Raw genomic sequence first — 24395 nt, 5'->3', positions numbered from 1 at the left:
TCACAGCCATTCGTTGATGACGGCGATCAGCACCGTCGCCTCGTAGCGGACGGCTAGCTTGTCGTATCTCGTCGCCACGGCTCGGCGCCTTTTCAGGCGGTTGATCCCACACTCCACGGCGTGCCGCTCGCGGTAGCCGATCTTGTCGAACTTCGGCGGGCGGCCACCGCGTGAGCCGCGTCTTTGACGGTTGCGGACCTGATCGGCTTTCTCCGGGATCGTGCAGCCGATGCCGCGTCTGCGAAGGTAGCCGCGGTTCGCGCGAGAGCCGTACGCACTGTCCGCCCGGACCTTGTCCGGACGGGTGCGCGGTCGACCCCGGCCGAGGCGAGGCACTCGGATGGCTTCCAGGACCGGCTGGAACTGCGGGCTGTCATGCCGATGACCGGCCGTGATGCGTAGCGAGAGCGGCTTTTGTCCCTGCTCGACGGCCAGGTGCAGCTTGGTGGTCAGTCCCCCGCGCGAGCGTCCGAGACCGTGGTCGTCAGGCTCGGTGTCGACGCCGCCGGGCGGTTCCTTCTGCTCTGCCCCTTTTTGCATGCCCCGGCAGCGTGCTGGTGCGCCTGTGCGATGGTGGAGTCCACGCTGACCTCCCACATGATGAGTCCCTGCGCGTCCGCCCTAGCCACCTCGGCCTGCAGCCGGGTAACGATCCTCGCCCAGGTGCCGTCCCGCTGCCAGCGCCGGAATAGGTGATAGGCCCGGTCCCACGGCCCGTAACGTTCCGGCACATCACGCCAGGGAGCACCGGTCCGGGTTCGCCACCGTATGCCGTCTATCAAGGCCCTAGAGCTGCGTGCGGACATCAGGCGTGGAGTGGCCGCCGCGGCGCGGCTCGCGCAGGGGGAATCGGTACGGGACGTGCTCGACGTCCGCGATCCGCGCGCGTGGCTCGGGCTGGACGCGGGGGCGCGTGTGGACGAGTTCTTCTGTCCGCCGGGTGTCGTGCCGTGGGAGCGGACGGCCGGCGGACGCGAGTTCTCCGACGTCCTGCGCGGCTCCGGCCCGCTCACCGAGTCCCAGCTCGCGCTCGCCCTGTGTCACCGGGACGGCCGGATCCGGCAGGCGGCGCTGGACCGGGCCGCCGGGCACCCGGTGCTGCTGCCCCTGGTCGTGCTGCGTTGCGCCGAGTGGGCCCCGCCGGTGCGTGACCGGGCCCGGCAGCGGCTGGCCGAGGGCCTCGACGCCCTGACCGCCGGCTCGCTCGCACCGATGATCCTGCTCGTCGGCCGCCGCAACCGGGCCGATTTCGCCGTACGCCTGCTCGACGAGACCCTGCGCCGGGCCCCCCGCGACCGGATCGTCGCGCTCTGCGCCGGCCCCGACCGCGCCGTGCGCCGCTACGCCTACTCTCTCGCCGTCGAGGACGGTCTCCTCTCCCCCGCCGAACTCGCCCGCGCCGCAGCCCGGGACACCGACACCGTCGTACAGACCTTCTGCGCGGACGCCGCGCTGGCCGCCGTGGCGAAGGTCGGGGCGTACGACGAGGTCTACGAACCGCTGCTCGGGGCGCGCAGTCCGCGCGTCCGTTCCGCCGGCGTCACCGTGCTGCGGCCGGCCGGACGGGCCGAGCTCGCGGTGGGGTTCCTGGCCGACCGGGCCCCGGTCGTACGGGCCTGTGCGCGGTATGTCGTACGGCAGGACGGGGTCGATCCGCTGCCGGTGTACCGGGCGTGGTGCGCGACGCCCGAGCCGGTGCCCGGGGCCGTGATCGGGCTTGCGGAGTGCGGTGGGCGGGCGGATGCCGAGCTGCTGTGGACGCTCGTCGGCCATCCGACGGGCGCGGTGCGGGCGCGGGCCGTGGCCGGACTGCGGGCGCTGGACGTGACGGACGTACGACGGTTGCGGCCGCTGCTGGACGATCCGGCGGCCGGCGTCGTGCGTGAGGTGACGGCCGCGCTCTTGCCGTCCGCGGAGCTGGTGCCCGAGGAGTGGCTGACGGAAAGGCTGGGGGCACGGTGGCCGCGGCCGGTGCGGGTCGCCGCGTTCCGGCTGCTCGACGCGCGGGGCGGGGGCGTACGACGGCGGGCGGCCGAGGCGTTGTTGGACGATCCGGATGTGAAACTGCGCGGGTGGGCCGAGCACGCCGTAAAGCGGGGGTGAGGACCGGACCCGGATTCACAGGCACCTTTTGCTCCGCCTAGGCCCGATCGGGACCGCTTCATGGGAGAGGACGGGTGCACACTGGGCGGTGGGACGAGTGCCTGACTGCGGGGTGATGGCAGATGCAGAGCCGCTTCCGGAGCGACCGGCGGTTGACCGTGCGTATGGGTCTGACGCTGTTCCTGCTCGGGCTGTTGTACGTGGCGTTCGTGGCCGCGCTGATCGTGTTGCTGAAGTCCTGGGTGCTGGTCGTGGTGCTGGCCGGTGGGCTGCTCGTCGCGCAGTACTGGTTCTCCGACCGGATCGCGCTGTACGCGATGAAGGGGCGGATCGTGGAGCGGGAGGAGTATCCCGATCTGCACGGTGTGATCGACCGGCTGTGTGCCGTGGCCGACATGCCCAAGCCCGTCGTCGCCGTGTCGGACATCGATATGCCGAACGCGTTCGCGACAGGGCGTAACGCCGACAACGCCGTCATCTGTGTGACCACCGGTCTGCTACGGCGGCTGGAGCCGGCCGAGCTGGAGGGTGTGCTCGCGCACGAGCTGTCGCATGTGGCGCACAAGGACGTGGCCGTGATCACGGTGGCGTCGTTCCTCGGGGTGCTCGCCGGGCTGATGGTGCGGTTCGCGTTCTACTCGCAGATCTTCCGGGGGCGCAAGGACCAGAACACGCTGGCCGTCTTCGCGGGGATCATGGGGATCTCGGCGGCCGTGTACGCGATCAGCTTCCTGCTGATCAGGGCGCTGTCCCGGTACCGGGAACTGGCGGCGGACCGGGCGGCGGCGCTGCTCACCGGGCGGCCCTCGGCGCTGGCCTCCGCGCTCACCAAGGTCGACGGGGACATCGCCCGGATCCCGACCAAGGACCTGCGGACCGCGCAGGCCTTCAACGCCTTCTACTTCACGCCGGCGACCGGCAACGAGCCCGGTATCTCGAAGTACTTCTCGACGCACCCGAGCCTGGAGCAGCGGCTCGACCAACTGGGGCGGATCTCCGCCGAGTTGGGTGAGGCGGCGGTGCCCGGAATCGACAAGGCGGGCTGAGGATGGGCTTGCTCGACATCCTGCTCGGCCGTACGAAACCGGTCGCCCCCGATCTCGACCAGCTGTTCGCGCTGCCCTCGGCGGCGGTGACGCTGGAGGCGGCGGCCGGATTCACCGCGACCGGGCGCGGTGCGGTGTGCTTCGCCACGGTGGAGGGCGGGGCCTTCGAGCAGACGCACCGGGAGGTCCAGGCACTCCTGGATGCGGACGCGGAGCGCACCGGTCCGCCGGTGGAGCTGACCCAGGACGCCTACGGCTACTCCTGGCTGGTCTCGCACCGGGCGCCCGACCAGCTCTCGGCGCTGGTCAACGATCTGCACGCGGTCAACAGCGCGATGGAGGTCAACGGCTTCGGGCCCCAACTGCTGTGCTCGCTGGCCGGGTTCGAGGACGGAGGGGCCGACGGGGGCCGGCGGCTCGCGCTCGTCTATCTCTACAAGCGCGGGACGTTCTTCCCGTTCGCGCCGCTGGCCGGTGACGGTCAGCGGCGCGACAGCTCACTGGAACTGCAGGTCAAGTCGATGCTCGGCAACGACCTGCGGATCGAGCAGGATCTGAGCCGGTGGTTCCCGGTGTGGGGCGCCCCCGGGTTGTGAGGGGCGCCCCCGTGTCCTACTTGATCTCCCCCTGCTCTCACTTGCTCTTCTCGCGCGCCTGCCGACGCGACTCCAGGGGGCGTTCGCGCTGGTAGCGGCGCTCCCACCTGGCCTGCTTGTCCCGGCGGTCGCGGTACGCGCGGTAGCTCGTCGGTGTGGCTCCGCCTCCCGAGGAGGAGCCCGCGGCCGACGAGGACGAAGCCGAGGAGGACGAGGACGAGGAGGACGAGGAGTCCCTGCCGTACTGCAGGTACAGGAAGAGAACGGCGACTGCGGCCAGCCACCAGACGTGGTTGCCGAAGCCGAAGACGACCAGGACGACGGTCCCGGATATGACGATGGTGCCCATGACGGGCCTCCGTGGGCGTGGGTGTGTACGAGCGGTGATCTGTTGTGGGCGCGACGGGGCGCTGGGGGAGGGCGTCCGGCCGTCGGTGCGTAGAGAGTAGCCCCGAGTCCGCGGGGTGGTGCCTGTCCTGCGTAAAGCGGTGGTGGGCAGCTCCGCAACGTGTGTCCAGCGTAGGGGCGCGATCACTCGGCGTGCATCTTCTTTTTGGGCGACCCGGAGTCGACCCCGTCAGATCCCCGGCGCCGCTGTCACCACGCCCGCCGCCACCGCCGCGCTCAGGCTCGCATGGTCGGCGGCGGTCTGGGGGGCGTAGGCCGAGGCGAAGTCGGCCACGGCGTGTTCGAAGGTGTCGGTGCCGCCCAGGTACGCGGCGATGGCGACGCGGTCGCCGGAGCGGGCGTGGGCGCGGGCCAGCGCCGTGCCGCACAGGCGGCCGTAGGCGAGGAGTTCCGCCGGGCTCATGCCGGCGACGTCGGCGGAGCCCTTCATGTCGCGCAGCTGGCGCCAGTAGAAGGCGCGGCCCTGCGGTCCGGTCATCCAGCCGAGGAAGATGTCGCTCGCGGCCTGGAGCAGACGCTGTCCGGCGACGACGCGGTGACCGGGGTGGACGTACGGTCCGCTCGGCAGATGCTCCTCCAGTACGGACTTCCGTGCCTCCTTGATCTGCAGGAACAGCGGGTCGTCCTGGTCGCGGCCGGCGAGCAGCACGATGAAGCAGCGGGTACCGACGCTGCCGACGCCGACGACCTTGCGGGCGGCGTCGACGAAGCGGTAGCGGTCGAGCAGCAGGCGGCGTTCCTCGGCGAGGGTGGAGCGGTAGTCGCTGAAGATCTTGCGTACGGCAGCCATGTCCGAGGCGCCGGCCGGTTCCAGGAGGGGCGGGTCGTGGACGATGCGGTGGCGGCCGTCGACGGTCTCGGTGAGCTTGCCCACGGCGTGCAGGCTGGTGCGGCGGCGGGCGCGGGTGAGGCTGGACTCGACGCGGCGGCGGTTGCGGGCGGAGCGGACCAGGGGCAGCAGGCTGTCGGCGTCGATCCGGTCGTACCAGACGTCGAGTTCGCCCTTGCGGGCCAGGGCGCGCAGCGCCGTACGGTAGGTGGCGGTCGCCTCCAGTGCGGCGCGGTGGGCCTTGGTGTCGCCGTGGCCGTTCTCGCGGGCGGCGACTGTGATGCTGGCGGCGAGGCGTTTGACGTCCCACTCGAAGGGGCCCGGGAACGTCTCGTCGAAGTCGTTGAGGTCGAAGAGCAGGGCACGTTCCGGGGACGCGTACAGGCCGAAGTTGAGGAGGTGCGCGTCGCCGCAGAGCTGCACGGTGAGCCCGGTGTGCGGCTGGGAGGCGAGGTCGGCGGCCATCACGGCGGCCGAGCCGCGCAGGAAGGCGAAGGGGGAGGCGGACATGCGGCCGTAGCGGATCGGGAGGAGTTCCGGGAGACGGTCGCGGCCCTGGCGTTCCAGTACGGCGACGGGGTCCGGGCGGTCCACGGAGGGGATCCAGCCGGCGTGCGCGGAACGGGGGACGCGTTTGCGCGCGGCGCGGCCTCGCTCCGCTCGGTCGGCCGGGGTGGTCATGTACGCAGTGAAACCGGGTGGGCGTGGGGGCGCATTTCGCGCAGGGCGATCGGGTGAACGGACAGATTGTCTGCCCACCCACCCGTTTACTGTCTGTCGAGAAGTGGACCTCTCAGGCTGGAGGCCTGGATGAGCGGCAAGGGACGGTACGTCGGCGCAGCCGAACGGCAGGCCAGGCTCGCGCTGCGCCACCGACTCGCCGGAACGACACGCGCGGCATGCCCGGAAGAAGTCGCCGACTCCCTCGTCGCCCTGCACGGCACGGACCCGGCGACCGTGTACCTGGCCGTGGGCGCACGCCTCGCCGACCCTGCCGTCACGGTGGCGGAGACCGCCCGCGCCCTGTACGAGGACCGCACCCTCGTCCGTATGCACGGCATGCGGCACACGGTGTTCGTGTTCCCAGCCGATCTGACCGCCGTCGTGCACGCGTCGACCGGACTCGCCGTCGCCGCACGTGAACGGGCCTCGCTGATCAAGGACATGGCGAAGGCGGGGGCGCCGGACGCGGTCTGGCTGAAGGAGGTGGAGGACGCGGCGCTCGCCGCGCTGGCCCGGCGCGGGCAGGCGACGGCGGCCGAACTCGCCGAGGACGAACCGAGGTTGAGGGAACAGTGGGTGTACGCGGCCGGGAAGAACTACGAGGGCGTCCACACCCTCTCGACCCGGCTGCTGAGGGTGCTGGGGGTCGAGGGGAAGATCGTAAGGGGCCGTCCGCTCGGCGGCTGGACGTCGAACCAGCTGCGCTGGGCGGTGGCGCCGGAACATCCCGAACTGGACGTCGCCGAGGCCCAGTCGGCCCTGCTGCGACGCTGGCTCACGGCCTGCGGCCCGGCCACCGAGGCCGACCTGAAGTGGTGGACGGGGTGGCGGGTGACGGAAGTCCGCCGGGCGCTGACGGCGATCGGCGCGGAGCCGGTGTCCCTGGACGAGGGCACGGGGTACGTCGCCGCCGGTGACCTCGCCCCGCTGGCCGGCCCCGCCGAACCCTGGGCGGCCCTGCTGCCCGCGCTCGATCCGACGGCGATGGGCTGGCAGCACCGGGACTGGTACCTGGCACCGGAGTTGCGTCCCGCGTTGTTCGACTACAGCGGCAACGTGGGGCCCACGGTGTGGTGGAACGGGCGGGTGGTGGGCAGTTGGGCCCAGCGGCCGGACGGGGAGATCGTGTGGCGCGTGCTCGACCGGACGGACGTCGGCCGGGAGGCGGAGGCGGCGATCGGGGAGGCGGCGGAGCGGTTGCGGGGGTGGGTGGGGGCGACACGGGTGACACCGCGGTTCCGGACGCCGGTGGAGAAGGAGTTGTCGGCGTAGGGGCACGCCTTTTCAGCGTTGCCGGATACCGGCGCCGGGCGCCCCGAGAACACAGGGCGCCCGGCGCCACGGCTCAGCGCGAGTACCGCATCAGCGCCCGCACCATATGACACGTCGTGTCCGACGGTGCGTGGACGCCGATCAGTTCGGCGGTGGTGCGGATCGTCTCGTTGCGGGCCTGGTTCGGGACGTACACGCCCGAGTCGAGCAGGGCGATGGCCAGCCGCATCGCCTTGAGGCGGCGGTTGTGCGTGACGTACCACTCCCGCGGGCGTCCGGGCGGCAGCGGCCGCTTCGCCACGGGGACGTAGGGCAGGTCGAGTTGGACGGAGCGCTTCGCGGTGGACTGGGTCGGCAGCGGCTTCGGCTTCAGTGCGGCAGCGGGCACGGACATCCTCCTGTCGCGGTCAGGGCGCCGTCCGGACCCCCCGGCGACACCCTCGAACACTGCTTCTATTCTACTGCCCGCCACTGACAAACGCCCTGGCCACAACGGCTGTTGAGGGCGCTGTGACGCAGGTGGAAGACGGGTTTTCGCGTACCGTGAGTCCCATGGAGATCTGGATCAACCCGGCCTGTTCCAAGTGCCGCAGTGCCGTGAGCCTGCTCGACGCCCAGGGGGCCGAGTACACCGTCCGCCGCTATCTGGAGGACGTGCCGAGCGAGGCCGAGATCAGGGACGTACTGGAGCGGCTCGGGCTCGAACCGTGGGACATCACCCGCACCCAGGAGGCCGTGGCGAAGGAGCTGGGGCTCAAGGAGTGGGCGCGGGACGCGAGTTCGAGGGAGCGGTGGGTGTCGGCGCTCGCCGCGCATCCGAAGCTGATCCAGCGGCCGATCATCACCGCGGACGACGGTACGGCGGTGGTCGCGCGCAGTGACGAGGCCGTACGGGAGGCGCTGTCCCGGTAGCGGGGTGCGGTGACTGATCCACAACTCCTGTGTGGCGTACGTCACTTCAGTGACTTCTGTGTCGGATGAGTTACATCGTTCGGCATCCCGTACATAGCGGCGTACGGTCCCCTACCCCACAGGAGACGCGCATGTCGCGCAGGAGAACTGCCAGCACGAAGAAGAAGCTGGCGCTGCTGGTCACCGCCGCGGCGGTCGCCGGAGGCGGGGCCTTCGCTCTCGCCACCACGTCGAACGCGTCGCAGTCGACGGCCCAGAACGCCAAGACGCTGTCCGCGACGAACTCGACGGTCTGCCAGGGGCTCGCCACCGCTCTCGGCAACAACCAGAGCTTCATCGCCGGCCAGAAGGCCAATCCCGACGCGCAGTCGGCGGCACGGATCGCCAACCGCGAGGCGGTCATCGCGCAGATCAAGGTGCAGCAGAAGGCGTCCGGTTGCACGGTTGGGGAGTCGGCTCAGGGCTCCCAGGCCGCACAGCCCGCGCAGTCCGCACCCGCGGCCACGGCCACGGCCACCTCCAAGGCGACCCCTCCGGCGGGCAACACTGGCAACACCGGCACCGGTGCCGCTGCGGGCAGCCAGGTGTGCAACGGCTCGACCGTCACGCTCTCCGGCGAGGCCGGTGCGCCCGCCGCCTCCAGCAACCAGTTCCCGGCGGGGACGACGCTGAAGGTCACCAACCTGGACAACAACAAGTCCACGACGGTGAAGGTGACTTCGGTCTCCGGCAGCTGTGTCCTGCTGAACAACGCCGCTTTCGAACAGGTCCGTGAGCCCGGCAAGTTCCTCATCCGCCGTGCTCTGATCCAGAAGGTGGGGTGACGCTCAGGGTCCGAGAAAACCGGTGAGGTGACGGCCCAGTCGCTCAGGCGCGGAATGCGGCAGCGCGTGGTGGGAGACGTCCGCGAGGATCTCCGTCTCCACGTGCGGCAGCAGTCCGGCCGCCCGGGTCGCCACCAGGTGCGTGTCATAGGTCCTGCTGCTTCCGGCCAGAAGCAGCAGGACCGACGCGTTCAGCCCGCGCAGCGCGTTCGGCGCCGGGCGGGGACCGGTCACCGGTTTCGCGGACGGGAACCCCGCGCCCGCCTCCTGGAGGCGCAGCCAGTCGGGGTCAAGCGCCGCTCCCCCGGTCTCCCACTCCAGGAACGCGCGGACCCGGCGCGCGGTGGGCCGCAGCAGCATCGGCAGCGCGTGCAGCAGATACGCCGTCTCGAACCCGGCGAAGCACTGGGTCGGGTCGAGGAGGAACAGACGGCGTATCCGGTCGGGCGCGTGCAGGGCGTGGTGCAGGGCGATCCAGCCGCCGTAGGAATGACCGCCGAGGTCGGCGGCCGGCGTCACGCCCAGCCCGTCGAACACCGCGTCCAGCCAGGTCATCAGGTCGGCCACCGTGCGCGGGCGGCGGCCGGGCGCGGCGACACTCCGGCCCGGGAAGCCGATCAGGTCGACGGCGTGGACGCGGTGGCCGGCCCTGGCGAGCTCGCCGGCCTGGGCGTACCAGGACGCCGAGGTCGCTCCCCCGCCGCCCGGCAGCAGTACGAGCGGCCGCCCGTCGGCGGGCCCGCACACATTCACGTACGTCTCCCCGAACGGCGTCGGGACGACCGCCGCCTCCCGCTGCTCGGGCCACTTCGCCATGACCTTGTCGTAGGCGGACCCGAAGCGCTCGGGGTCGTACGTGCTGCGCGTTCCCATGGTCGGCCACCCTCCCCTATTATCTCGCTGAACGAGATACTCGGTGAGCGAGATGATATCGGAGGCGAGCGTGCCGAACCAGGGATCGGAGCCGGGGCCAGAGATGGAGATCGTGCATCTCCTGCGGGCCGTCGCGGTCGAACTCGGCCTGCACAGCGCCCGGTTCGCGAACCAGAACGGCATGCACCCCACGGACGTACGCGCCCTGATCGCCCTCATGGACGCCGCCCGGGCCGGCGAGGAGATGACGACCGGACGCCTCGGCGCCGCGCTCGGGCTCAACTCGGCGGGGACCACCGCCCTGGTCGACCGGCTGGAACGGGCCGGGCATGTGCGACGGACGCGGAGCGAGGGGGACCGGCGCAAGGTCGTGGTCGAAGTGGACCAGCGGGCGGTCGACCTCGGGCAGTCCTTCTTCGGTCCGCTCATCGGGAGCGCCGTAGCACTGCTCCAGGGGTACGACGAGCGGGAGTTGGCGGCGATCCGGGGCTTCCTGAGCGGGGTCCGCGAGGCCGCCGCCGAGGGCTAACCCCATCGCATACGAGCCGTCGGACCGCCCCCGTCTGCGACTGCGAACAGTCGGCCGGGCGCGGGTGGGGTGAATCGCGCCACAGCATCGCCAGGTAACACGGGGTTCACACTTGAGCAATGATCGGGAAATCGCATGTTGACAGGCTGCCCGGCATGAATCGCGGCGCTCCAGTGCCGCTGCGCCGCAGCACCCGCAAGTGCGACGAATGACCCACCCCGAAGGATGTGGCCCGTGACCTTCAAGGCTGAGTACATCTGGATCGACGGCACCCAGCCGACGGCCAAGCTCCGTTCCAAGACGAAGATTCTGGCCGACGACGCCAAGGGCGCCGAGCTCCCGATCTGGGGCTTCGACGGGTCGTCCACGAACCAGGCCGAGGGGCACTCCTCGGACCGCGTGCTCAAGCCGGTCGCCAGCTTCCCGGACCCGATCCGCGGCGGCGACGACATCCTCGTCATGTGCGAGGTCCTCGAGATCGACATGACGCCGCACGAGTCCAACACGCGTGCCGCGCTCGTCGAGGTCTCCGAGAAGTTCGCCGCGCAGGAGCCGATCTTCGGCATCGAGCAGGAGTACACCTTCTTCGACGGCGCCCGTCCGCTGGGCTTCCCCGAGGGCGGCTTCCCGGCGCCCCAGGGCGGCTACTACTGCGGTGTCGGCGCCGACGAGATCTTCGGCCGCGAGATCGTCGAGGCCCACCTGGAGAACTGCCTGAAGGCCGGTCTCGCGATCTCCGGCATCAACGCCGAGGTCATGCCCGGCCAGTGGGAGTTCCAGGTCGGCCCGGTCTCCCCGCTGGAGGTCTCCGACCACCTGTGGATCGCCCGCTGGCTGCTCTACCGCACCGCCGAGGACTTCGGCATCTCCGCGACCCTCGACCCCAAGCCGGTCAAGGGCGACTGGAACGGCGCGGGCGCGCACACCAACTTCTCCACCAAGGCCATGCGCGAGGGCTACGACGCGATCATCACCGCGTGCGAGTCCCTCGGCGAGGGCTCCAAGCCCCTCGACCACGTCAAGCACTACGGCGCCGGTATCGACGACCGCCTGACGGGCCTGCACGAGACCGCCCCGTGGAACGAGTACTCCTACGGCGTCTCCAACCGCGGCGCCTCGGTCCGTATCCCGTGGCAGGTCGAGAAGGACGGCAAGGGCTACATCGAGGACCGCCGTCCGAACGCCAACGTCGACCCGTACCTCGTGACGCGCCTCATCGTCGACACGTGCTGCTCCGCCCTGGAGAAGGCCGGCCAGGTCTGATCCGCCCCGCACTCGCGCGAGGGGGCGCCCACCGTCACGGTGGGCGCCCCCTCGCGTTGTCAGTGGCGCGTGCGAGTCTTGATCCATGGACGGCAACGGGGGCCTCGACGAGGGCCTCGACATCAAGGCCGGGACGGAGAACGGGCAGGCGTACCCACGGATTTCGGCGATGGGGGTCCCCCCGCTCGAGCGAAGTCGAGAGTGGGGGAGGCTGCGGAAACTGGTGGCGCGGATCGGGGGCGCCCGCGACCGTTTCCTGGTCGTGCAGCGGATACCCGACCTCCCTGACGTGTTCGCGCAGGTCTGGCACGAGAAGGGCGGGGACTACCGGCTCGAACACCGCCTGACCGAGGACGAGTTCTACGGCACGAATCTCACGGATCCCGGGCAAGTGGCGGAGCTGCTGACCGGCTGGGCACGGCAGACGGCCGGCTGGGACGCGGGCGTCGGCTGGAAGCCGGTCGACCTGGGGCCCCCGGAGGAGGTGCCCGAACTCCCCGACGAGGTGCGGGAGAAGGTCGAGGAGCGGGTCAGGACGCGGCTGCGCTGCGGCTACGACGACCGGAAGACGCTGACCGAGATCGCCGAGGACTACCTCGTCAAGGGCGACGAGCGGCCGGTGTCCCGCGCGCAGGCCGCACGGCTGGTGGACCGGCTGTGGGTGGAGCGGGTGACCGAGCAGGCGGACTGGGAGGGGGTCACCGAACCGGACCGGCTCACCCACGCCTTCGAGGCGCTGGAGGCGAGCGGTATCACGGCCAGGGAGAACTTCGGCTGTTGCGGAGGTTGCGGCCTCGCGGAGATAGCCGCGAAGCAGGAGGGCGCCCGGGGTTTCGTCTTCTTCCACGAACAGGCCACGGAGCGCGCCGCCGAGGGGCACGGACTCGCTCTGCACTACGGCGGATTCGACGGCTCGGCCGAGACCACCACGGCCGTCGGGCACGAGGTGCTGGCCGCGCTCCGGGCCGCCGGGCTGTCCGCCGGCTGGGACGGCGATCCGGACAACGCCATCGACGTCAAGCCGCTGACCTGGCACAGACGGCTGGTGGGATGAGGGGCCGGACGTCAATTTCCCGCCAAGGGGGCGTCCAAGCTGTGAGAGGAGGGTCCTGTTGCGGGCGTGTGTCTGCTTCAATGGGCCCATGGGCAACTACCAGAAGTGCGGAGCGACGGGTCGCCGTGACCTGGAGCCCTTCTGGCCTTCCCGTCAGCACCATGACTTCGACCGGGTGTGTTGTCGCGCGATGAACGCGCCGGCCCTCTAAAGCCGTACACCCTCGGCCTCCGGCCTGCGCGACTCGACGTACGTCCCTCGACGAACCTCTCGCGCGAAAGAGCTGACCTCTCATGGCGATCATCCGTTCTCTGCCCTCCGCCACCCTCGACGCCCCGGCACCCTCCCCCGCTCCGAACGGCACGCGGAACCATCTGCGTGCCGTCGACCGGGACGAGGTGATCGACGTCGCGGAGTTCCTGCCGCCGGGTGCCACCTGGCTGCCGGCGCCGCCGCACACGCTGCCCACCCTGCCGGGGCAGCCGCCGATGGTCGGGTACCTCGTCCTCATCCCGGCCGACAGCCCGCATCTCGCCCGGACCGGGCACCCCGACGTCCTGCCGGACGACGTACCCGGCATCACCGTCGACGCCGAACCGCTCGTCCGCATCGACACCGTGCAGCGCACCGCACAGCTCAAGGGCGAGGAACTCGACCTCACGTACCTGGAGTTCGAACTCCTCGCCCACCTGGTGGCCCACCCCAACCGGGTGCACACCCGCGACCAGTTGGTCACCACGGTGTGGGGCTACGGACACGTGGGTGACGGCCGTACCGTCGACGTCCACATCGCCCGGCTGCGCCGCAAGCTGGGCGTCGAGCACCGCAAGGCGATCCAGACGGTGCGCCGGGTCGGGTACAAGTACACGCCGCCGACCGCGCGTTGATCGTCTGCTGACGGCAGATTCACGTTCCGTTCCGTGGGCCGCCCGGGCAGAGTCGCAGGTATGAGACTTCTGGTGCTGGGCGGTACGGAGTTCGCGGGACGGGCCGTCGTGGAGGCGGCCCTCGGGCGGGGCTGGGAGGTGACCGTCCTCAACCGGGGACGGCACGAGGCCCTGCCCGGGGTACGGGCGTTGCGGGGTGACCGCACCGCGTCCGGTGGGCTCGACGCGGTGGCCGAGGGCGAGTGGGACGCCGTCGTCGACACCTGGTCGGCGGCGCCCCGCGCGGTGCACGACGCTGCGCGGCTGCTCGCCGGGCGGGCGGGCCGGTATGTGTATGTGTCGAGCCGCTCGGTGTACGAGTGGGCGCCGCCCGCCGGATACGCCGAGGACGCGCCCGTCGTCGAGGGCGCCGAGCCCGACGCCGACAAGACGGACTACGCGCGCGACAAGCTGGGCGGGGAGCTCGCGGCGCTGGGGGCGTTCGGAGCGGAGCGGTCGGTGCTCGTGCGGGCCGGGCTGATTCTCGGGCCGTACGAGAACGTCGGGCGGTTGCCGTGGTGGCTGGGGCGGGTTGCGCGGGGTGGGCCGGTGTTGGCGCCGGGGCCGCGGGGGCTTCCCATCCAGTACGTGGATGTGCGGGATCTCGCGGAGTGGGTGCTTGGTTCGGTGGAGCGCGGGTTGAGCGGGGCGTACAACCTGACCTCTCCGCAGGGGCACGCGACGATGGGGTCCTTGTTGGACGCGTGTGTGCGGGTCACTGGTGGGGCGGCCGAGTTGCGGTGGACCTCTCCGGATGTCGTGCTCGATGCCGGTATCGAGCCGTGGACTCAGCTGCCGGTGTGGATTCCGGGCTTTAGTGAGGGGTACGACGCGTTGCACAGTGCGGATGTGTCCCGGGCGGTGGCGGCTGGGCTGAGCTGTCGTCCTGTCGAGGAGACGGTGGCTGATACGTGGGAGTGGTTGCAGGGCATCGGGGGTTCCGCGCCGCAGCGGCCGGATCGGCCGGGGGTGGGGCTTGACCCTGTTGTGGAGGCGAAGGTGCTTGGGGTGCCGTTGGGGTCGTAGTTTGTCGGCTGCGGGTGCGTGGGGGCTGGTCGCGCCCACGCGGCGGAGCCGCACATCGATGCAGCCCCGCGCCCCTAAAAACGAAAACAACCGGTGGTGGTAGCGACACCCCCTCCACGGTGGCCCGGCCCCGTGACCTCCTCGCCCCTCTCCGTGAGACTGGGCGTATGGACACGAACAGGGCCCGTACGGTTGTCACGGCCGGGCTGCGCGGCCTCGCCCTCGCTCTCATCTCCCTCTACGGGTCCCTCGCCCTCTTCGTCCTCACCCTCGTCTCCCTCGTGCTCATCCCTGTGGGGCTCGGGCTGATCACCACACCCTGGGTGCTGGCCGGGGTGCGGGCGCACGCGGATCGGCGGCGGCTGCTTGCCGTGCGGTGGTGCGGGGTGCGTATTCCGCCGGCGTATCGGCCGGTCCCGAGCGGTGCGCGGCCCTGGACGCGTACCTTCCGGATGCTCGGTGACCCCGCCACCTGGCGTGATCTCCGGTGGCTGCCCGTCGACATGGTCGCCGGGTTCGTCACCGCGCTGGTGCCCGCTGCCCTGGTGTTCTATCCGCTGGAGGGGTTCGCGCTGGCCTTCGGGTTGTGGCGGGTGTTCACGGACGGGACGTATGTCGGGTGGTGGTACGGGTTCGTGCCGGTGAGTGGGCAGGGCAGTGCCTTGCTCGCGGGGCTGCTGGGTGTCGCGCTGCTCGTCGCTTCCTCCTTCCTCACGCCCGCCCTGCTGCGGGTCCATTTTCTGCTCACCCGCTCCTTGCTCGCTCCGGGGCAGGGTGAACTCGCCGAGCGGGTAAGGGTGTTGACCGAGACTCGGCGGGACGCGGTGGATTCCTCGGCGGCCGAGCTGCGGCGTATCGAGCGTGATCTGCACGACGGTGCGCAGGCCCGGCTGGTGGCCATGGGGATGGATCTCGGGACAATCGAAGCGCTGCTCGAAAAGAATCCGGCGAAGGCCCGGGAACTGCTCGCCCGGGCTCGGCAGTCGTCCGTCGAGGCGCTGGGCGAGTTGCGTGATCTGGTGCGCGGGATCCATCCGCCGGTGCTGGCGGAGCGCGGACTCGGCGATGCCGTAAGGGCGTTGGCGCTGCGGCTGCCGGTGCCGACGGAGGTGAGCGTGGACTTCGGGGGCGGGCGGGCGGACGCGCCGGTCGAGTCGGCCGCGTACTTCGCGGTGAGCGAGGTGCTGACCAACGCGGTGAAGCATTCGGGGGCCGACCGTATGTGGGTCGATATGCGCTACGGGGAAGGTCTGTTGCGGATTTCCGCCACCGACAACGGTAGGGGTGGCGCCGTGGTCGGGGCGGGGTCGGGACTCTCCGGAGTCGGGCGGCGACTCGGTACATTCGACGGCGTCCTGGCCGTCAGCAGCCCCGCGGGCGGTCCCACCGTGGTGACCATGGAGATTCCGTGCGCGTTGTCCTAGCCGAAGACCTGTTCCTGCTGCGGGACGGGCTGGTTCGGCTGTTGGAGGCCTACGACTTCGAGATCGCCGCCGCTGTGGAGAGCGGGCCCGAACTCACCCGGGCGCTGGCCGAGTTGGCGCCGGACGTGGCCGTGGTCGACGTACGGCTGCCGCCCACGCACACCGACGAGGGGTTGCAGTGCGCGTTGCGGGCGCGGCGGGAGCGGCCCGGGTTTCCGGTGCTGGTGCTGTCGCAGCACGTGGAGCAGTTGTACGCGCGGGAGTTGCTCGCCGACGGGAGTGGCGGGGTGGGCTATCTGCTGAAGGACCGGGTGTTCGAGGCGGAGCAGTTCGTGGACGCCGTACGGCGGGTGGCGGGCGGTGGGACGGTGATGGATCCGCAGGTCATTCAGCAGTTGCTGGCGCGGCGGGCGGCCGACGACCGGCCGCTGGGGCGGTTGACCCCTCGGGAGGTCGAGGTCCTCGAACTGATGGCGCAGGGGCGGTCGAACGCGGCGATCGCGGGGCAACTTGTCGTGACGGAACGGGCGATCGGGAAGCACACGTCCAATATTTTCGCCAAACTGGGACTGGAAGTCTCCGACGATGACAATCGCCGCGTGCTGGCGGTATTGGCCTATTTGGACCAGGGACGCTGAGCACTGGCTGTGAGTCGATCACAACTGCCGGTGTTTAAAGGGCAGTTGAGAGGGGACTTACCCAAGAATCTCTCATCAGTTTCTGAGACGGCTGAACACTCCTGGGACTCCCTGCGTATCAAAGGGCGCCGCTTCACTCCTGTCGGGCGCCTCGCTGCCCCGCAAGGAAGTCAGAGGAGTTCCATGGGACGCAATGATCGTAAACGCCGTACGCCGATGGCCACCAAGGCCATTGCCGCCTCGGCTGCCCTAGCGCTCGGTGGGGCCGGGCTGCTCTGGGCGCAGATGAACGCTTCGGCTCACGAGTCCAACTCGTCGGGCCAGAACCAGACGAAGGCCGCCGCGGCTCAGGTCGCGACGATCGCCTGCCCGGACGTCGGCCAGCAGCTGACGAACGTGCCGCAGAAGGCTCGTCAGGGTGTCGCCACCGAGTTGGCGAACCTGGACAAGCAGATCACCGAGGCCTACGCCCGGCTCGCTTCGACGCGCCAGGCACAGACCAACGACGCGAGCTTCGTGCAGAACGCGATCGTCGGCCCCCTCAAGGAGAAGCGGGCCGCGACGATCGACCGCATCCGCATCGACATCCAGCGAGTGGGCGGCAGTGTCAACGCGGCTGCACTGAAGCAGCTCGCCGCCTGTACGACGCAGAACGCCACCAACACGACCACCGCGGGGGGTCAGAACAACAACGGTGGCAATAACAACAACGGTGGTCAGAACAACAACAACGGCGGTCAGAACAACGGCAACACGGCCGCCCCGAGCGCCAGTGCCAGTGCCTCCGCGCCCGCCGCCAACAACGGTGGTCAGGCCGGCAACGGTCCGACGGCCGCGGACTTCGTGGACATCACGAAGGCCGCGAACAACGTTCTGGCGAAGCCGCAGAACCAGGCTCAGGCCTCGACGGGTTCCTTCACCACCAAGTGCGGTGTGAACGCCAACAAGAACCACAACACCGACAACGTCATCGTGGCGCCCGGCGTGACCAACGGCGCGCACCACGAGCACGACTACGTCGGCAACCAGAAGGTCAACGCGTTCTCCACGAACGACTCGCTGCTGGCCGCCCCCTCCAGCTGCCAGAACCAGAGTGACCTCTCGGCGTACTACTGGCCGGTCGTGCGTGTGCAGGACGGTTCGCAGGAGTTCGACGCGAACGCGCTCGGCGGTGGCAAGGAAGGCAACGTCGGCAAGATCCTGACCCCGCAGTCGGCGCAGATCAAGTACGTCGGCTCGCCGGCCAGCAAGGTCGTCGCGATGCCGCAGTTCCTGCGCATCATCACCGGTGACGCCAAGACCCTCACCAACGGTCTGGCGAACGCCAACGCGCACTGGAGCTGCACCGGCTTCGAGAACAAGGTCCAGCTGACGGAGCAGTACCCGATCTGCCCGCAGGGCAGCAACGTGGTGCGCACCTTCGCCTTCCAGAGCTGCTGGGACGGCGTGAACATCGACAGCGCCAACCACCGTACGCACGTGGCCTTCGCGGACCCGGCGAGCGGTGTCTGCGGGAACGGCTTCAAGGCCATCCCCCAGCTGACGATGCGCCTGGTCTACAAGGTCACGCCCCCCACCATCCAGGCGGACGGCACCGTGAAGAACGCCTACGCGGTGGACGGCTTCCCGGAGCAGCTGCACAAGGCGTCGACCGACCACGACGACTTCATCAGCGTCACCAAGAACAACCTGGCGGCGAAGATCGCCAACTGCGTCAACACCGGCAAGAAGTGCCAGTGAGCACGGCTAGCCGGTAGCACCCGGTAGTACGAAGCGGGCGGTGGGATTCTCCCACCGCCCGCTTCCGTGTGTCCGTACGAGGAGTTCAGCTGGTGTGCTTCGAGTGGTCGGTGCCGATCTCCTCGTCGCCGCCGAGCGTCGTCTGCAGCTTCTTGACGATCTTGTCGGTGCCGACGGCGACCCACTTGCGGCCGACGAGGTAGAAACCGCCGTAGTCCTTGGCGTCGTTGATCCACTCGCGCTGGCCGCGGTCGGTGGCGAAGGTCGCGAGGACGAACTTGCCGTAGCTCATCTTGCAGATGGCCTGGCGGAGTTCGTCGGCGTCGGTCTGGATGTCGGGCGTGCACTTCACCTTGGCCGCCAGGCTCTCCAGGCTGCCGGTGGCCGCCGTGGGTATGGTCGCGGCCTTGGTGTCGGCGCCACAGCCCACCAGCGCCAGCGCCGCCGTGGCACCGGCCACCGCGAGCATCGGTCGGGTCAGCCTCATCTGTCGTTCCTCCGCTAGTCCGGTCAGCAGCATGCCGCAGACGGCCCCGACGAGGGGCCTTCTCCTTCGATACGGCCGCGATGCGCCCCGCGCTCAATCCCATCGTCGCCCGCTGTACGCGTGTGCGAAGGTGGCGCCTGTGAACCAAGACTGGGAAGACCGTACGACCGCCGCCTGGGCGACCTTCGACGACTATCCGGAGGAGCGGGCGGCCGACTTCCGGAGCATGATCGACGCGCTAGTCGCCGAACTTCCGGCCGGCAGCCCGCTGGGGCCCTTCGAGCGGGCCTGCGCCTGGGACTCGACCGGGCACTCGGACAAGGCCGTTCCGCTGTATCGGGAGGCTCTGGCACTTGGACTGCATGGCTACAAGGGCCGTCGCGCAAAGATCCAACTCTCCAGTTCGCTGCGGAACATCGGACAGGCGGAGGAGGGCGTCAAGCTGCTCACACCCGAACTCGACGGCCCCTCGGACGAGTTGGACGACGCGGTACGCGCGTGCCTCGCCCTGTGTCTGGCAGAGCTGGGCCGCGACCGCGAGGGCCTGTCCCTCGTGCTGGGCGCGCTGGCGCCCCATCTGCCGCGCTACCAGCGGTCGATGGCGAACTACGCGCGGGCCCTGGTCGAGCCCGAGGCCTGAGTCGCCCGGGTGCCGGTGACCAACTCACGATTCGCTCGTTTTGCTGAACGTGCAGTCACAGGATGTCGCCAAGCGCCCCGCAGCTTCACCCACCGACCCGGTCGTCGATGTCGAACAGGCCGAGGCCGCGCTCGTCGAGCACTATCCACGGCTCGTCCGGCTCGCCTATCTGGTGCTCCCCCCGAGCCTCGGCCGCAACCGGCGCGTCCTGACCGCGCACGCCCTCACCCAGCGCGCCCTGCCCAGGGGCCGCGCCTCGGCGTCCGCGATCCCGGCCCAGTCGACAGGACGGGACGGCGACCCCGGTTACGCCTTCGTCCGCCTCCAGGTCGTGCGTGCGGCACTGGAGGCGGGCCTCCCGCTGTCGTTCCGGGCATGGCCCAAGCGCGCCCAACTCCCGCCGCTGCTCCCCCAGGTGTGGGGCCTGCGGCTCTTCCCGCGCTCGGGCGGCGCCGACGAACTCGCCCTGGACCAGCGGCTGTCCGCCCTGTCGGGACCGGCCCGCGCGGTGTACGCGCTGCGCGGCCTGGAGAAGCTGCCCGACGGCGACGTACGACGCGTGCTGGCCGCGGCCGGAGTCGACGAGGTGGACGCGGCGCTGCGCGAGGCCGACGAGGCGCCCGCGCAGTACCCGCTGCTCGACTCCCCCGAGTTCGACCCCTGTTCGGTGCACGCCCGGCCCACCGATCTGATGCGCCGCCGTCAGCACGGCAAGGCCGCGCTCGCCGCCGCGGCGGCCGTCGCCGTGTGCGGCGCGCTGCTCGCGCTGCCGGGCGGCGGCTGGGGCCCGGACGGCGCCGCCGCACCCGCGTACGCGGAGAACCCGGCGGCCGAAGCCGCCCTGAACCCCGGCAAGTTGACGAGGGTCGTGCCCACCGCCTGGGAGTCCGCCACGCGCAAGGACTTCTCCGTCTGGCCCGCCCGCGGCGACCTCACCGAGAACACCGCCCTGCTGCGCCGCGCCCTCGCCGTCTGGGCCCGCCCCGGCGAGTCCGTCCAGGTCTCGGCGACCCCCGGCACCCCCTCCGGCGGCCCGGCCGGACCGCCCCAGCTCCTGTACGCGGGAACGGTCGACAACGCCCGCGTGGTGATCCTCTACGACGGTCTGCGTATCGCCCGCTATGCCGAACCGAAGGACGGCACCAAGGGCGCCGCGCTGGACTTCGCGCGGGTCGACGGCGCGACCGGCACCGAGGCGAACGCGGTGGTCCTGGACCGGGCCGACGGCAACGTCCGCTACCTGACGGCCCCTTGGGTGAGGAAGGCGGCCGAGCGGGACCTGCTGAAGCCGAGCGCCGGCGCCCTGCCGATGGCCCTCACCGACGGCATCACCTCGCCGCTGGCCAGCTCCGCCCAGAAGACCGGCGCGTGCACGTCGTGGAACGTGCTCCAGCTGACCGACGACACCGGCACCCGCCTGATGAGCGACCTCGGCGAGCTGGTCCCCGCGCATCTCACCGCCGGACGGCCCGGCTCGGCCCACGAGGTGTCCGGCGCGCAGACCCAGCACGCCTGGGCGCCCTTCGCCTGCTCCCTCGGCGCGATGCGCTCGCTCGGCGTACGGTCCGTGAACGCCTGGCAGTACGCCCAGCAGCCGCTGCCGGACGCGAGCGGCACGGCGGCGTGGATGTGCACCCGGGCCGAGACCTGGCGGGGCGGCGGCGAGCGGGTCCTGGCGCAGTTCCACACGCCGGGCGGGACGTACGGCGCGGTCGCCGCGAAGGCGCAGGACGTGGCGGCGTGCGGGGCGCGCGACCCGCGGGTGCTGGCCGGAGTGCTGTGGAAGTCGGCGGCGGGCACCTGGTACCTGCTGGCCGCAGGCGGCAAGGACACGAAGTCGATCAGGGCGACGGGCGGGGTGACCGGCTCGGCGCAGGGCGGCCTGCTGGCCGTGAAGACGAAGCAGGGCGTCCAGGCCGAGCTGACGGGCACGCTGGACGACGGCGGGACGATCACCGGCCTCCGCTAGCTGACACTCGCGTCAACAAGTCCCCGCACAAGGGTTCCCCACGGACTTACCCGTCAGTACATTGACGCCATGTCCAACAAGCAGCCGCTCAAGGCCCGAAAGGTGTCCTTCTCCTGGGAGGGCACCCCGCTGCACTGGGTGCCGGGTGATCCGTTCACCACGCACACGATCAACGTGCTGCATCTGCTGCTGCCCGCCGGCGAGCGGTGGTTCGTGCACGTCTACAAACAGGTGCTCCCCCTCATCCGGGACGAGAGGCTGCGCGAGGACGTGATCGGGTTCATCGGCCAGGAGGCGATGCACTCCCAGGCCCACGACGAAGTCCTCCCGCACCTGCGGGAGTTGGGCCTCGACCCGACCCCGTACACCGCGCAGGTCGACTGGTTCTTCGAGAAGCTGCTCGGCGACCGCACCCTGCCCCCGGGCCGGGCCCGGAAGTGGTGGCTGCTGGAGCGGGTCGCGATCATCGCGGCCATCGAGCACTACACCGCGTTCCTCGGCAACTGGGTACTGAACGCCGGGGAGTTGGACCGCCGGGGCGCCGATCCGACCATGCTGGACCTGCTGCGCTGGCACGGCGCCGAGGAGGTCGAGCACCGGTCCGTCGCCTTCGACCTCTTCATGCACGTCGACGGCAGCTACCGGCGGCGCGCCCGCACCTGGGCCACCGCGTTCGCCGCGCTGATGTTCCTGTGGCAGCGCGGCGCCCGCTTCTTCATGGCGAACGACCCGACCCTCGTCGACCGCCGCGCGAGCTTCAAGGACTTCTACGTCGCCGGCCGGCGCGGCACCCTGCCCGCCACCGGCGACATGCTCAGGTCCATACCCCGCTATCTGAGCCGCGCCTACCACCCCTCGCAGGAGGGCAGCACCGAGCAGGCCGTCGCCTATCTGGCCTCCTCGCCCGCGGCACTGGCCGCCGAGAAGAGGGCGGAGTAGTGCCCAAGCCGCTCACGGTCGCGGTGCTGGCCGGTGCCGCGCTGCTGACCCGGCGCGCGCTGCGGCGCCGGGTGCGGGTCTCACCGCTGTGGCCGCTGCCCGCGCTGGACCCGCCGACCTCCGGCCGGCCGCGCACCCGGGCACTGCGGCTGCGGGTCGCCGCGCGGGAGACGGTCGCCGAGGGTGTCGTACAACTGCGTCTGGAAGGAAGGGACTTGCCGGGCTGGGAGCCGGGGGCGCACATCGATCTGGTGCTGCCTTCGGGGCTGGTGCGGCAGTACTCGCTGTGCGGGGACCCGGCGGACACCTCGTCGTACACGGTCGCGACGCGGCTGGTCGAGGACGGGCGGGGCGGGTCGCGCGAGGTGCACGAACAGGTGCGGGTGGGCGCGGAGTTGGAGGTGCGGGGGCCGCGCAACAGGTTCCCGCTCGTCGAGGCGCCCGGGTACGTCTTCGTGGCCGGCGGCATCGGGATCACGCCCGTCCTGTCGATGCTGCGGGCGCTGCCCGAGGGCGTCAACTGGCGGCTGTTGTACGCCGGTCGGACGCGGGAGTCGATGCCGTTCCTGGCGGAGATCGAGGGGTTCGGCGCGGACCGGGTGACCGTGGTGGCCGGACTGCCGGATCTGGACGGGGAGTTGGCGGACGTACCGGAGGGGACCGTCGTCTACTGCTGCGGGCCGGAGGGGCTCATGACGGCCGTCGCGGAACGCTTCCCGGACGTACGCCTGGAGCGCTTCACGCCCCGGGCCTCGGCGAAGGGCGAGGCGTTCGAGCTCGAACTCCGGCGCAGCGGACGGACGTTGACGGTTCCCGCCGACTCCACCGTGCTCGCCGCCGTCCGCGCGGAGCTGCCGAACACCCTCTACTCCTGCGAGCAGGGCTTCTGCGGAACCTGTCAACAGCGGGTGCTGGAAGGGGAAGTGGAGCATCGGGACGAGTTGCTGACGGATGCGGAGCGGGCCGACTCGATGCTGATCTGCGTGTCCCGGGCCAGAAGTGTGCGTCTGGTGTTGGATCTGTGATGGGGTGATGTGAACAACCCTGGTCGGTCCGGTCCGTTCGGGGCCGGATCAGATCGGTAAGGTGTTCGCATGAGTACCGGGGTTCGCCGCAGGATGGGAGTCGAGGAACGGCGGCAGCAGTTGATCGGCGTCGCTCTCGACCTGTTCAGCCATCGCTCGCCCGACGAGGTCTCCATCGACGAGATAGCCGCCGCAGCGGGCATCTCGCGACCGCTCGTCTACCACTACTTCCCCGGCAAACTCAGCCTGTACGAGGCCGCGTTGCAGCGTGCTTCGGACGATCTCGCCGGGCGGTTCATGGTCCCCGAGGAGGGCTCGCTGGGGGGACGGCTGCTGCGGGTGATGGGCCGGTTCTTCGACTTCGTGGACGACCACGGGCCCGGTTTCGCGGCGCTGATGCGCGGTGGTCCGGCGGTCGGCTCGTCCACCACCAACGCGCTCGTGGACGGGGTGCGGCAGGCCGCGTACCTCCAGATCCTGTCCCACATGAAGGTCCAACAGCCGCCCGTCCGACTGGAGTTGATGATCCGTTCGTGGATCTCGCTGGTCGAGTCGACGGCACTGATCTGGCTGGACGGCCGACGCATCCCGCGCGCCGATCTGGAACGCCAACTCGTGCACGACTTCGGGGCGTTGGCGGCGGTGAGCGCGGCGTACGACGAGGAACTGGCCGCGCTGCTGCGCGAGTCCCTCCGGAACGAGCCGGGCGACGGGCCGTTCACCGACCTCGTCGTCCGGCTGGTCGCCCTGGCGTCGTAGAACAGCGGCCAAGGACAGCCTCTAGCGCTCGAACTTCCGGTAGGACGCGTCGAGTTCGCGTACCTCGGCGGAGGCGTGCAGCACGGAGCCGTCCTCGTCGATGTACTCGCGGAGGAGTTCCAGGACCTTCTCGGTCAGCTTCGCCTTGGTCTCCTCGGTGCGGCCGGCGAGCAGGCCGAGGGTGACATGGACGACGGTGTGTCCCAGCTCGTCGAGACCCTCGTACCCGAAGGCCGTGTACTCGCTCGGGCGGAACTGGGTCTTGCACGCCTCCGGCTTCGCCGCAGCGATCTCGACCACCGCCTGGTGCAGCGCACGGGCGAAACCGTCCTGGTCGAAGGAGATCGTGTGGGAGTGGTCGACGGTGATCTGCGGCATGGGGTTCCCCTG

General features: G+C 70.6%; 27 protein-coding genes. 19 read left to right on the top strand and 8 right to left on the bottom strand.

Features of this window, described 5'->3' with window-relative positions:
* Together OH768_RS37680 and OH768_RS37675 are read right to left on the bottom strand one after the other, a co-directional pair.
* On the bottom strand, positions 1-540 hold the full coding sequence (locus OH768_RS37680) for an IS5 family transposase (protein ID WP_406460538.1): 540 nt from the start codon (positions 538-540) through the stop codon (positions 1-3).
* Positions 450-806, bottom strand: a complete 357-nt coding sequence (locus OH768_RS37675) for a transposase (protein ID WP_406460536.1) — start codon at positions 804-806, stop codon at positions 450-452. The genes OH768_RS37680 and OH768_RS37675 overlap by 91 nt, the downstream gene beginning before the upstream one ends.
* Between OH768_RS37675 and OH768_RS37670 the strand changes: the two genes are divergently transcribed.
* From OH768_RS37670 to OH768_RS37660, 3 genes are all read left to right on the top strand, one after another.
* Positions 769-2103, top strand: coding sequence for a hypothetical protein (locus OH768_RS37670; RefSeq protein WP_406460535.1), 1335 nt, complete (start codon positions 769-771; stop codon positions 2101-2103). The two genes, OH768_RS37675 and OH768_RS37670, sit on opposite strands and share 38 nt — an antisense overlap.
* 122 nt (positions 2104-2225) lie before the next feature.
* Positions 2226-3149 (top strand): zinc metalloprotease HtpX, encoded by a 924-nt coding sequence (gene htpX, locus OH768_RS37665; RefSeq protein WP_093625888.1) that lies wholly within the window; start codon positions 2226-2228, stop codon positions 3147-3149.
* Between the two features lie 2 nt (positions 3150-3151).
* Complete coding sequence (locus tag OH768_RS37660; RefSeq protein WP_406460534.1) at positions 3152-3745, top strand: hypothetical protein; 594 nt, start codon at positions 3152-3154, stop codon at positions 3743-3745.
* Between the two features lie 37 nt (positions 3746-3782).
* Here OH768_RS37660 and OH768_RS37655 read toward each other — a convergent pair whose 3' ends face one another.
* Together OH768_RS37655 and OH768_RS37650 are read right to left on the bottom strand one after the other, a co-directional pair.
* Positions 3783-4094, bottom strand: coding sequence for a hypothetical protein (locus OH768_RS37655; protein ID WP_406460532.1), 312 nt, complete (start codon positions 4092-4094; stop codon positions 3783-3785).
* 228 nt (positions 4095-4322) lie between these two features.
* Complete coding sequence (locus OH768_RS37650; protein WP_406460530.1) at positions 4323-5663, bottom strand: DUF2252 domain-containing protein; 1341 nt, start codon at positions 5661-5663, stop codon at positions 4323-4325.
* A gap of 129 nt (positions 5664-5792) precedes the next feature.
* On the opposite strand from OH768_RS37650, the gene OH768_RS37645 reads away from it, so the two are divergent.
* Entirely contained in the window at positions 5793-6977 is a 1185-nt protein-coding gene (locus OH768_RS37645) for a winged helix DNA-binding domain-containing protein (RefSeq protein WP_406460529.1), read from the top strand.
* A gap of 73 nt (positions 6978-7050) precedes the next feature.
* Here OH768_RS37645 and OH768_RS37640 read toward each other — a convergent pair whose 3' ends face one another.
* Positions 7051-7365 carry a hypothetical protein gene (locus OH768_RS37640; RefSeq protein ID WP_026179521.1) on the bottom strand — a complete coding sequence of 105 codons (315 nt, stop codon included), beginning with the start codon at positions 7363-7365 and terminating at the stop codon, positions 7051-7053.
* Between the two features lie 164 nt (positions 7366-7529).
* Here OH768_RS37640 and OH768_RS37635 point away from each other — a divergent pair, with 164 nt between their 5' ends.
* On the top strand, positions 7530-7889 hold the full coding sequence (locus OH768_RS37635) for an arsenate reductase family protein (RefSeq protein WP_406460527.1): 360 nt from the start codon (positions 7530-7532) through the stop codon (positions 7887-7889).
* 131 nt (positions 7890-8020) lie between these two features.
* Complete coding sequence (locus tag OH768_RS37630; RefSeq protein ID WP_406460525.1) at positions 8021-8713, top strand: hypothetical protein; 693 nt, start codon at positions 8021-8023, stop codon at positions 8711-8713.
* A 3-nt stretch (positions 8714-8716) separates the two neighbouring features.
* On the opposite strand, the gene OH768_RS37625 is transcribed toward OH768_RS37630, so the two are convergent.
* Positions 8717-9586 (bottom strand): alpha/beta fold hydrolase, encoded by an 870-nt coding sequence (locus tag OH768_RS37625; RefSeq protein ID WP_406460524.1) that lies wholly within the window; start codon positions 9584-9586, stop codon positions 8717-8719.
* A gap of 52 nt (positions 9587-9638) precedes the next feature.
* Here OH768_RS37625 and OH768_RS37620 point away from each other — a divergent pair, with 52 nt between their 5' ends.
* The 8 genes from OH768_RS37620 to OH768_RS37585 all read left to right on the top strand — a co-directional run bounded on the left by OH768_RS37620 (position 9639) and on the right by OH768_RS37585 (position 18186).
* Positions 9639-10115 carry a MarR family winged helix-turn-helix transcriptional regulator gene (locus OH768_RS37620; RefSeq protein ID WP_406465608.1) on the top strand — a complete coding sequence of 159 codons (477 nt, stop codon included), beginning with the start codon at positions 9639-9641 and terminating at the stop codon, positions 10113-10115.
* A 234-nt stretch (positions 10116-10349) separates the two neighbouring features.
* On the top strand, positions 10350-11378 hold the full coding sequence (gene glnII / locus OH768_RS37615) for a glutamine synthetase (protein ID WP_262063008.1): 1029 nt from the start codon (positions 10350-10352) through the stop codon (positions 11376-11378).
* Positions 11379-11463: 85 nt separating this feature from the next.
* Complete coding sequence (locus tag OH768_RS37610) at positions 11464-12432, top strand: DUF6891 domain-containing protein (protein WP_406460522.1); 969 nt, start codon at positions 11464-11466, stop codon at positions 12430-12432.
* A 293-nt stretch (positions 12433-12725) separates the two neighbouring features.
* Complete coding sequence (locus OH768_RS37605) at positions 12726-13319, top strand: winged helix-turn-helix domain-containing protein (RefSeq protein WP_406460520.1); 594 nt, start codon at positions 12726-12728, stop codon at positions 13317-13319.
* Between the two features lie 60 nt (positions 13320-13379).
* Positions 13380-14384, top strand: a complete 1005-nt coding sequence (locus OH768_RS37600) for an NAD-dependent epimerase/dehydratase family protein (protein WP_406460518.1) — start codon at positions 13380-13382, stop codon at positions 14382-14384.
* 167 nt (positions 14385-14551) lie between these two features.
* On the top strand, positions 14552-15808 hold the full coding sequence (locus OH768_RS37595; RefSeq protein ID WP_406460516.1) for a sensor histidine kinase: 1257 nt from the start codon (positions 14552-14554) through the stop codon (positions 15806-15808).
* Positions 15793-16446: a LuxR C-terminal-related transcriptional regulator gene (locus tag OH768_RS37590; protein WP_406460515.1), complete on the top strand. Its 654-nt coding sequence runs from the start codon at positions 15793-15795 to the stop codon at positions 16444-16446. Before OH768_RS37595 ends, OH768_RS37590 begins: the two co-directional genes overlap by 16 nt.
* A gap of 183 nt (positions 16447-16629) precedes the next feature.
* Complete coding sequence (locus tag OH768_RS37585; RefSeq protein ID WP_406460514.1) at positions 16630-18186, top strand: DUF1996 domain-containing protein; 1557 nt, start codon at positions 16630-16632, stop codon at positions 18184-18186.
* An 85-nt stretch (positions 18187-18271) separates the two neighbouring features.
* On the opposite strand, the gene OH768_RS37580 is transcribed toward OH768_RS37585, so the two are convergent.
* On the bottom strand, positions 18272-18673 hold the full coding sequence (locus OH768_RS37580) for a hypothetical protein (RefSeq protein WP_262063015.1): 402 nt from the start codon (positions 18671-18673) through the stop codon (positions 18272-18274).
* 139 nt (positions 18674-18812) lie between these two features.
* Here OH768_RS37580 and OH768_RS37575 point away from each other — a divergent pair, with 139 nt between their 5' ends.
* The 5 genes from OH768_RS37575 to OH768_RS37555 all read left to right on the top strand — a co-directional run bounded on the left by OH768_RS37575 (position 18813) and on the right by OH768_RS37555 (position 24005).
* A complete protein-coding gene (locus OH768_RS37575; protein WP_406460513.1) occupies positions 18813-19313 on the top strand; it encodes a tetratricopeptide repeat protein in 501 nt (166 codons plus the stop codon).
* A 49-nt stretch (positions 19314-19362) separates the two neighbouring features.
* Positions 19363-21282: a hypothetical protein gene (locus OH768_RS37570; protein WP_406460511.1), complete on the top strand. Its 1920-nt coding sequence runs from the start codon at positions 19363-19365 to the stop codon at positions 21280-21282.
* A 69-nt stretch (positions 21283-21351) separates the two neighbouring features.
* The gene (locus tag OH768_RS37565) at positions 21352-22221 is read left to right on the top strand and encodes a metal-dependent hydrolase (RefSeq protein ID WP_406460509.1); all 870 of its coding nucleotides are present in this window, start codon (positions 21352-21354) and stop codon (positions 22219-22221) included.
* Positions 22221-23246, top strand: coding sequence for a PDR/VanB family oxidoreductase (locus OH768_RS37560; protein ID WP_406460508.1), 1026 nt, complete (start codon positions 22221-22223; stop codon positions 23244-23246). Before OH768_RS37565 ends, OH768_RS37560 begins: the two co-directional genes overlap by 1 nt.
* A 69-nt stretch (positions 23247-23315) precedes the next feature.
* On the top strand, positions 23316-24005 hold the full coding sequence (locus tag OH768_RS37555; protein ID WP_406460507.1) for a TetR/AcrR family transcriptional regulator: 690 nt from the start codon (positions 23316-23318) through the stop codon (positions 24003-24005).
* 21 nt (positions 24006-24026) lie between these two features.
* Here the strand turns inward: OH768_RS37555 and OH768_RS37550 are convergent, their stop codons facing one another.
* Positions 24027-24383 carry a 5-carboxymethyl-2-hydroxymuconate Delta-isomerase gene (locus OH768_RS37550; protein WP_266767949.1) on the bottom strand — a complete coding sequence of 119 codons (357 nt, stop codon included), beginning with the start codon at positions 24381-24383 and terminating at the stop codon, positions 24027-24029.
* Positions 24384-24395: the final 12 nt, after the last annotated feature.

Origin of the sequence: Streptomyces sp. NBC_01622 (assembly GCF_045209635.1) — a bacterium.
Lineage (GTDB): Bacteria > Actinomycetota > Actinomycetes > Streptomycetales > Streptomycetaceae > Streptomyces.
The sequence above is the reverse complement of the archived record's forward strand: the minus strand, read 5'-3'. Positions and strand labels throughout refer to the sequence as shown.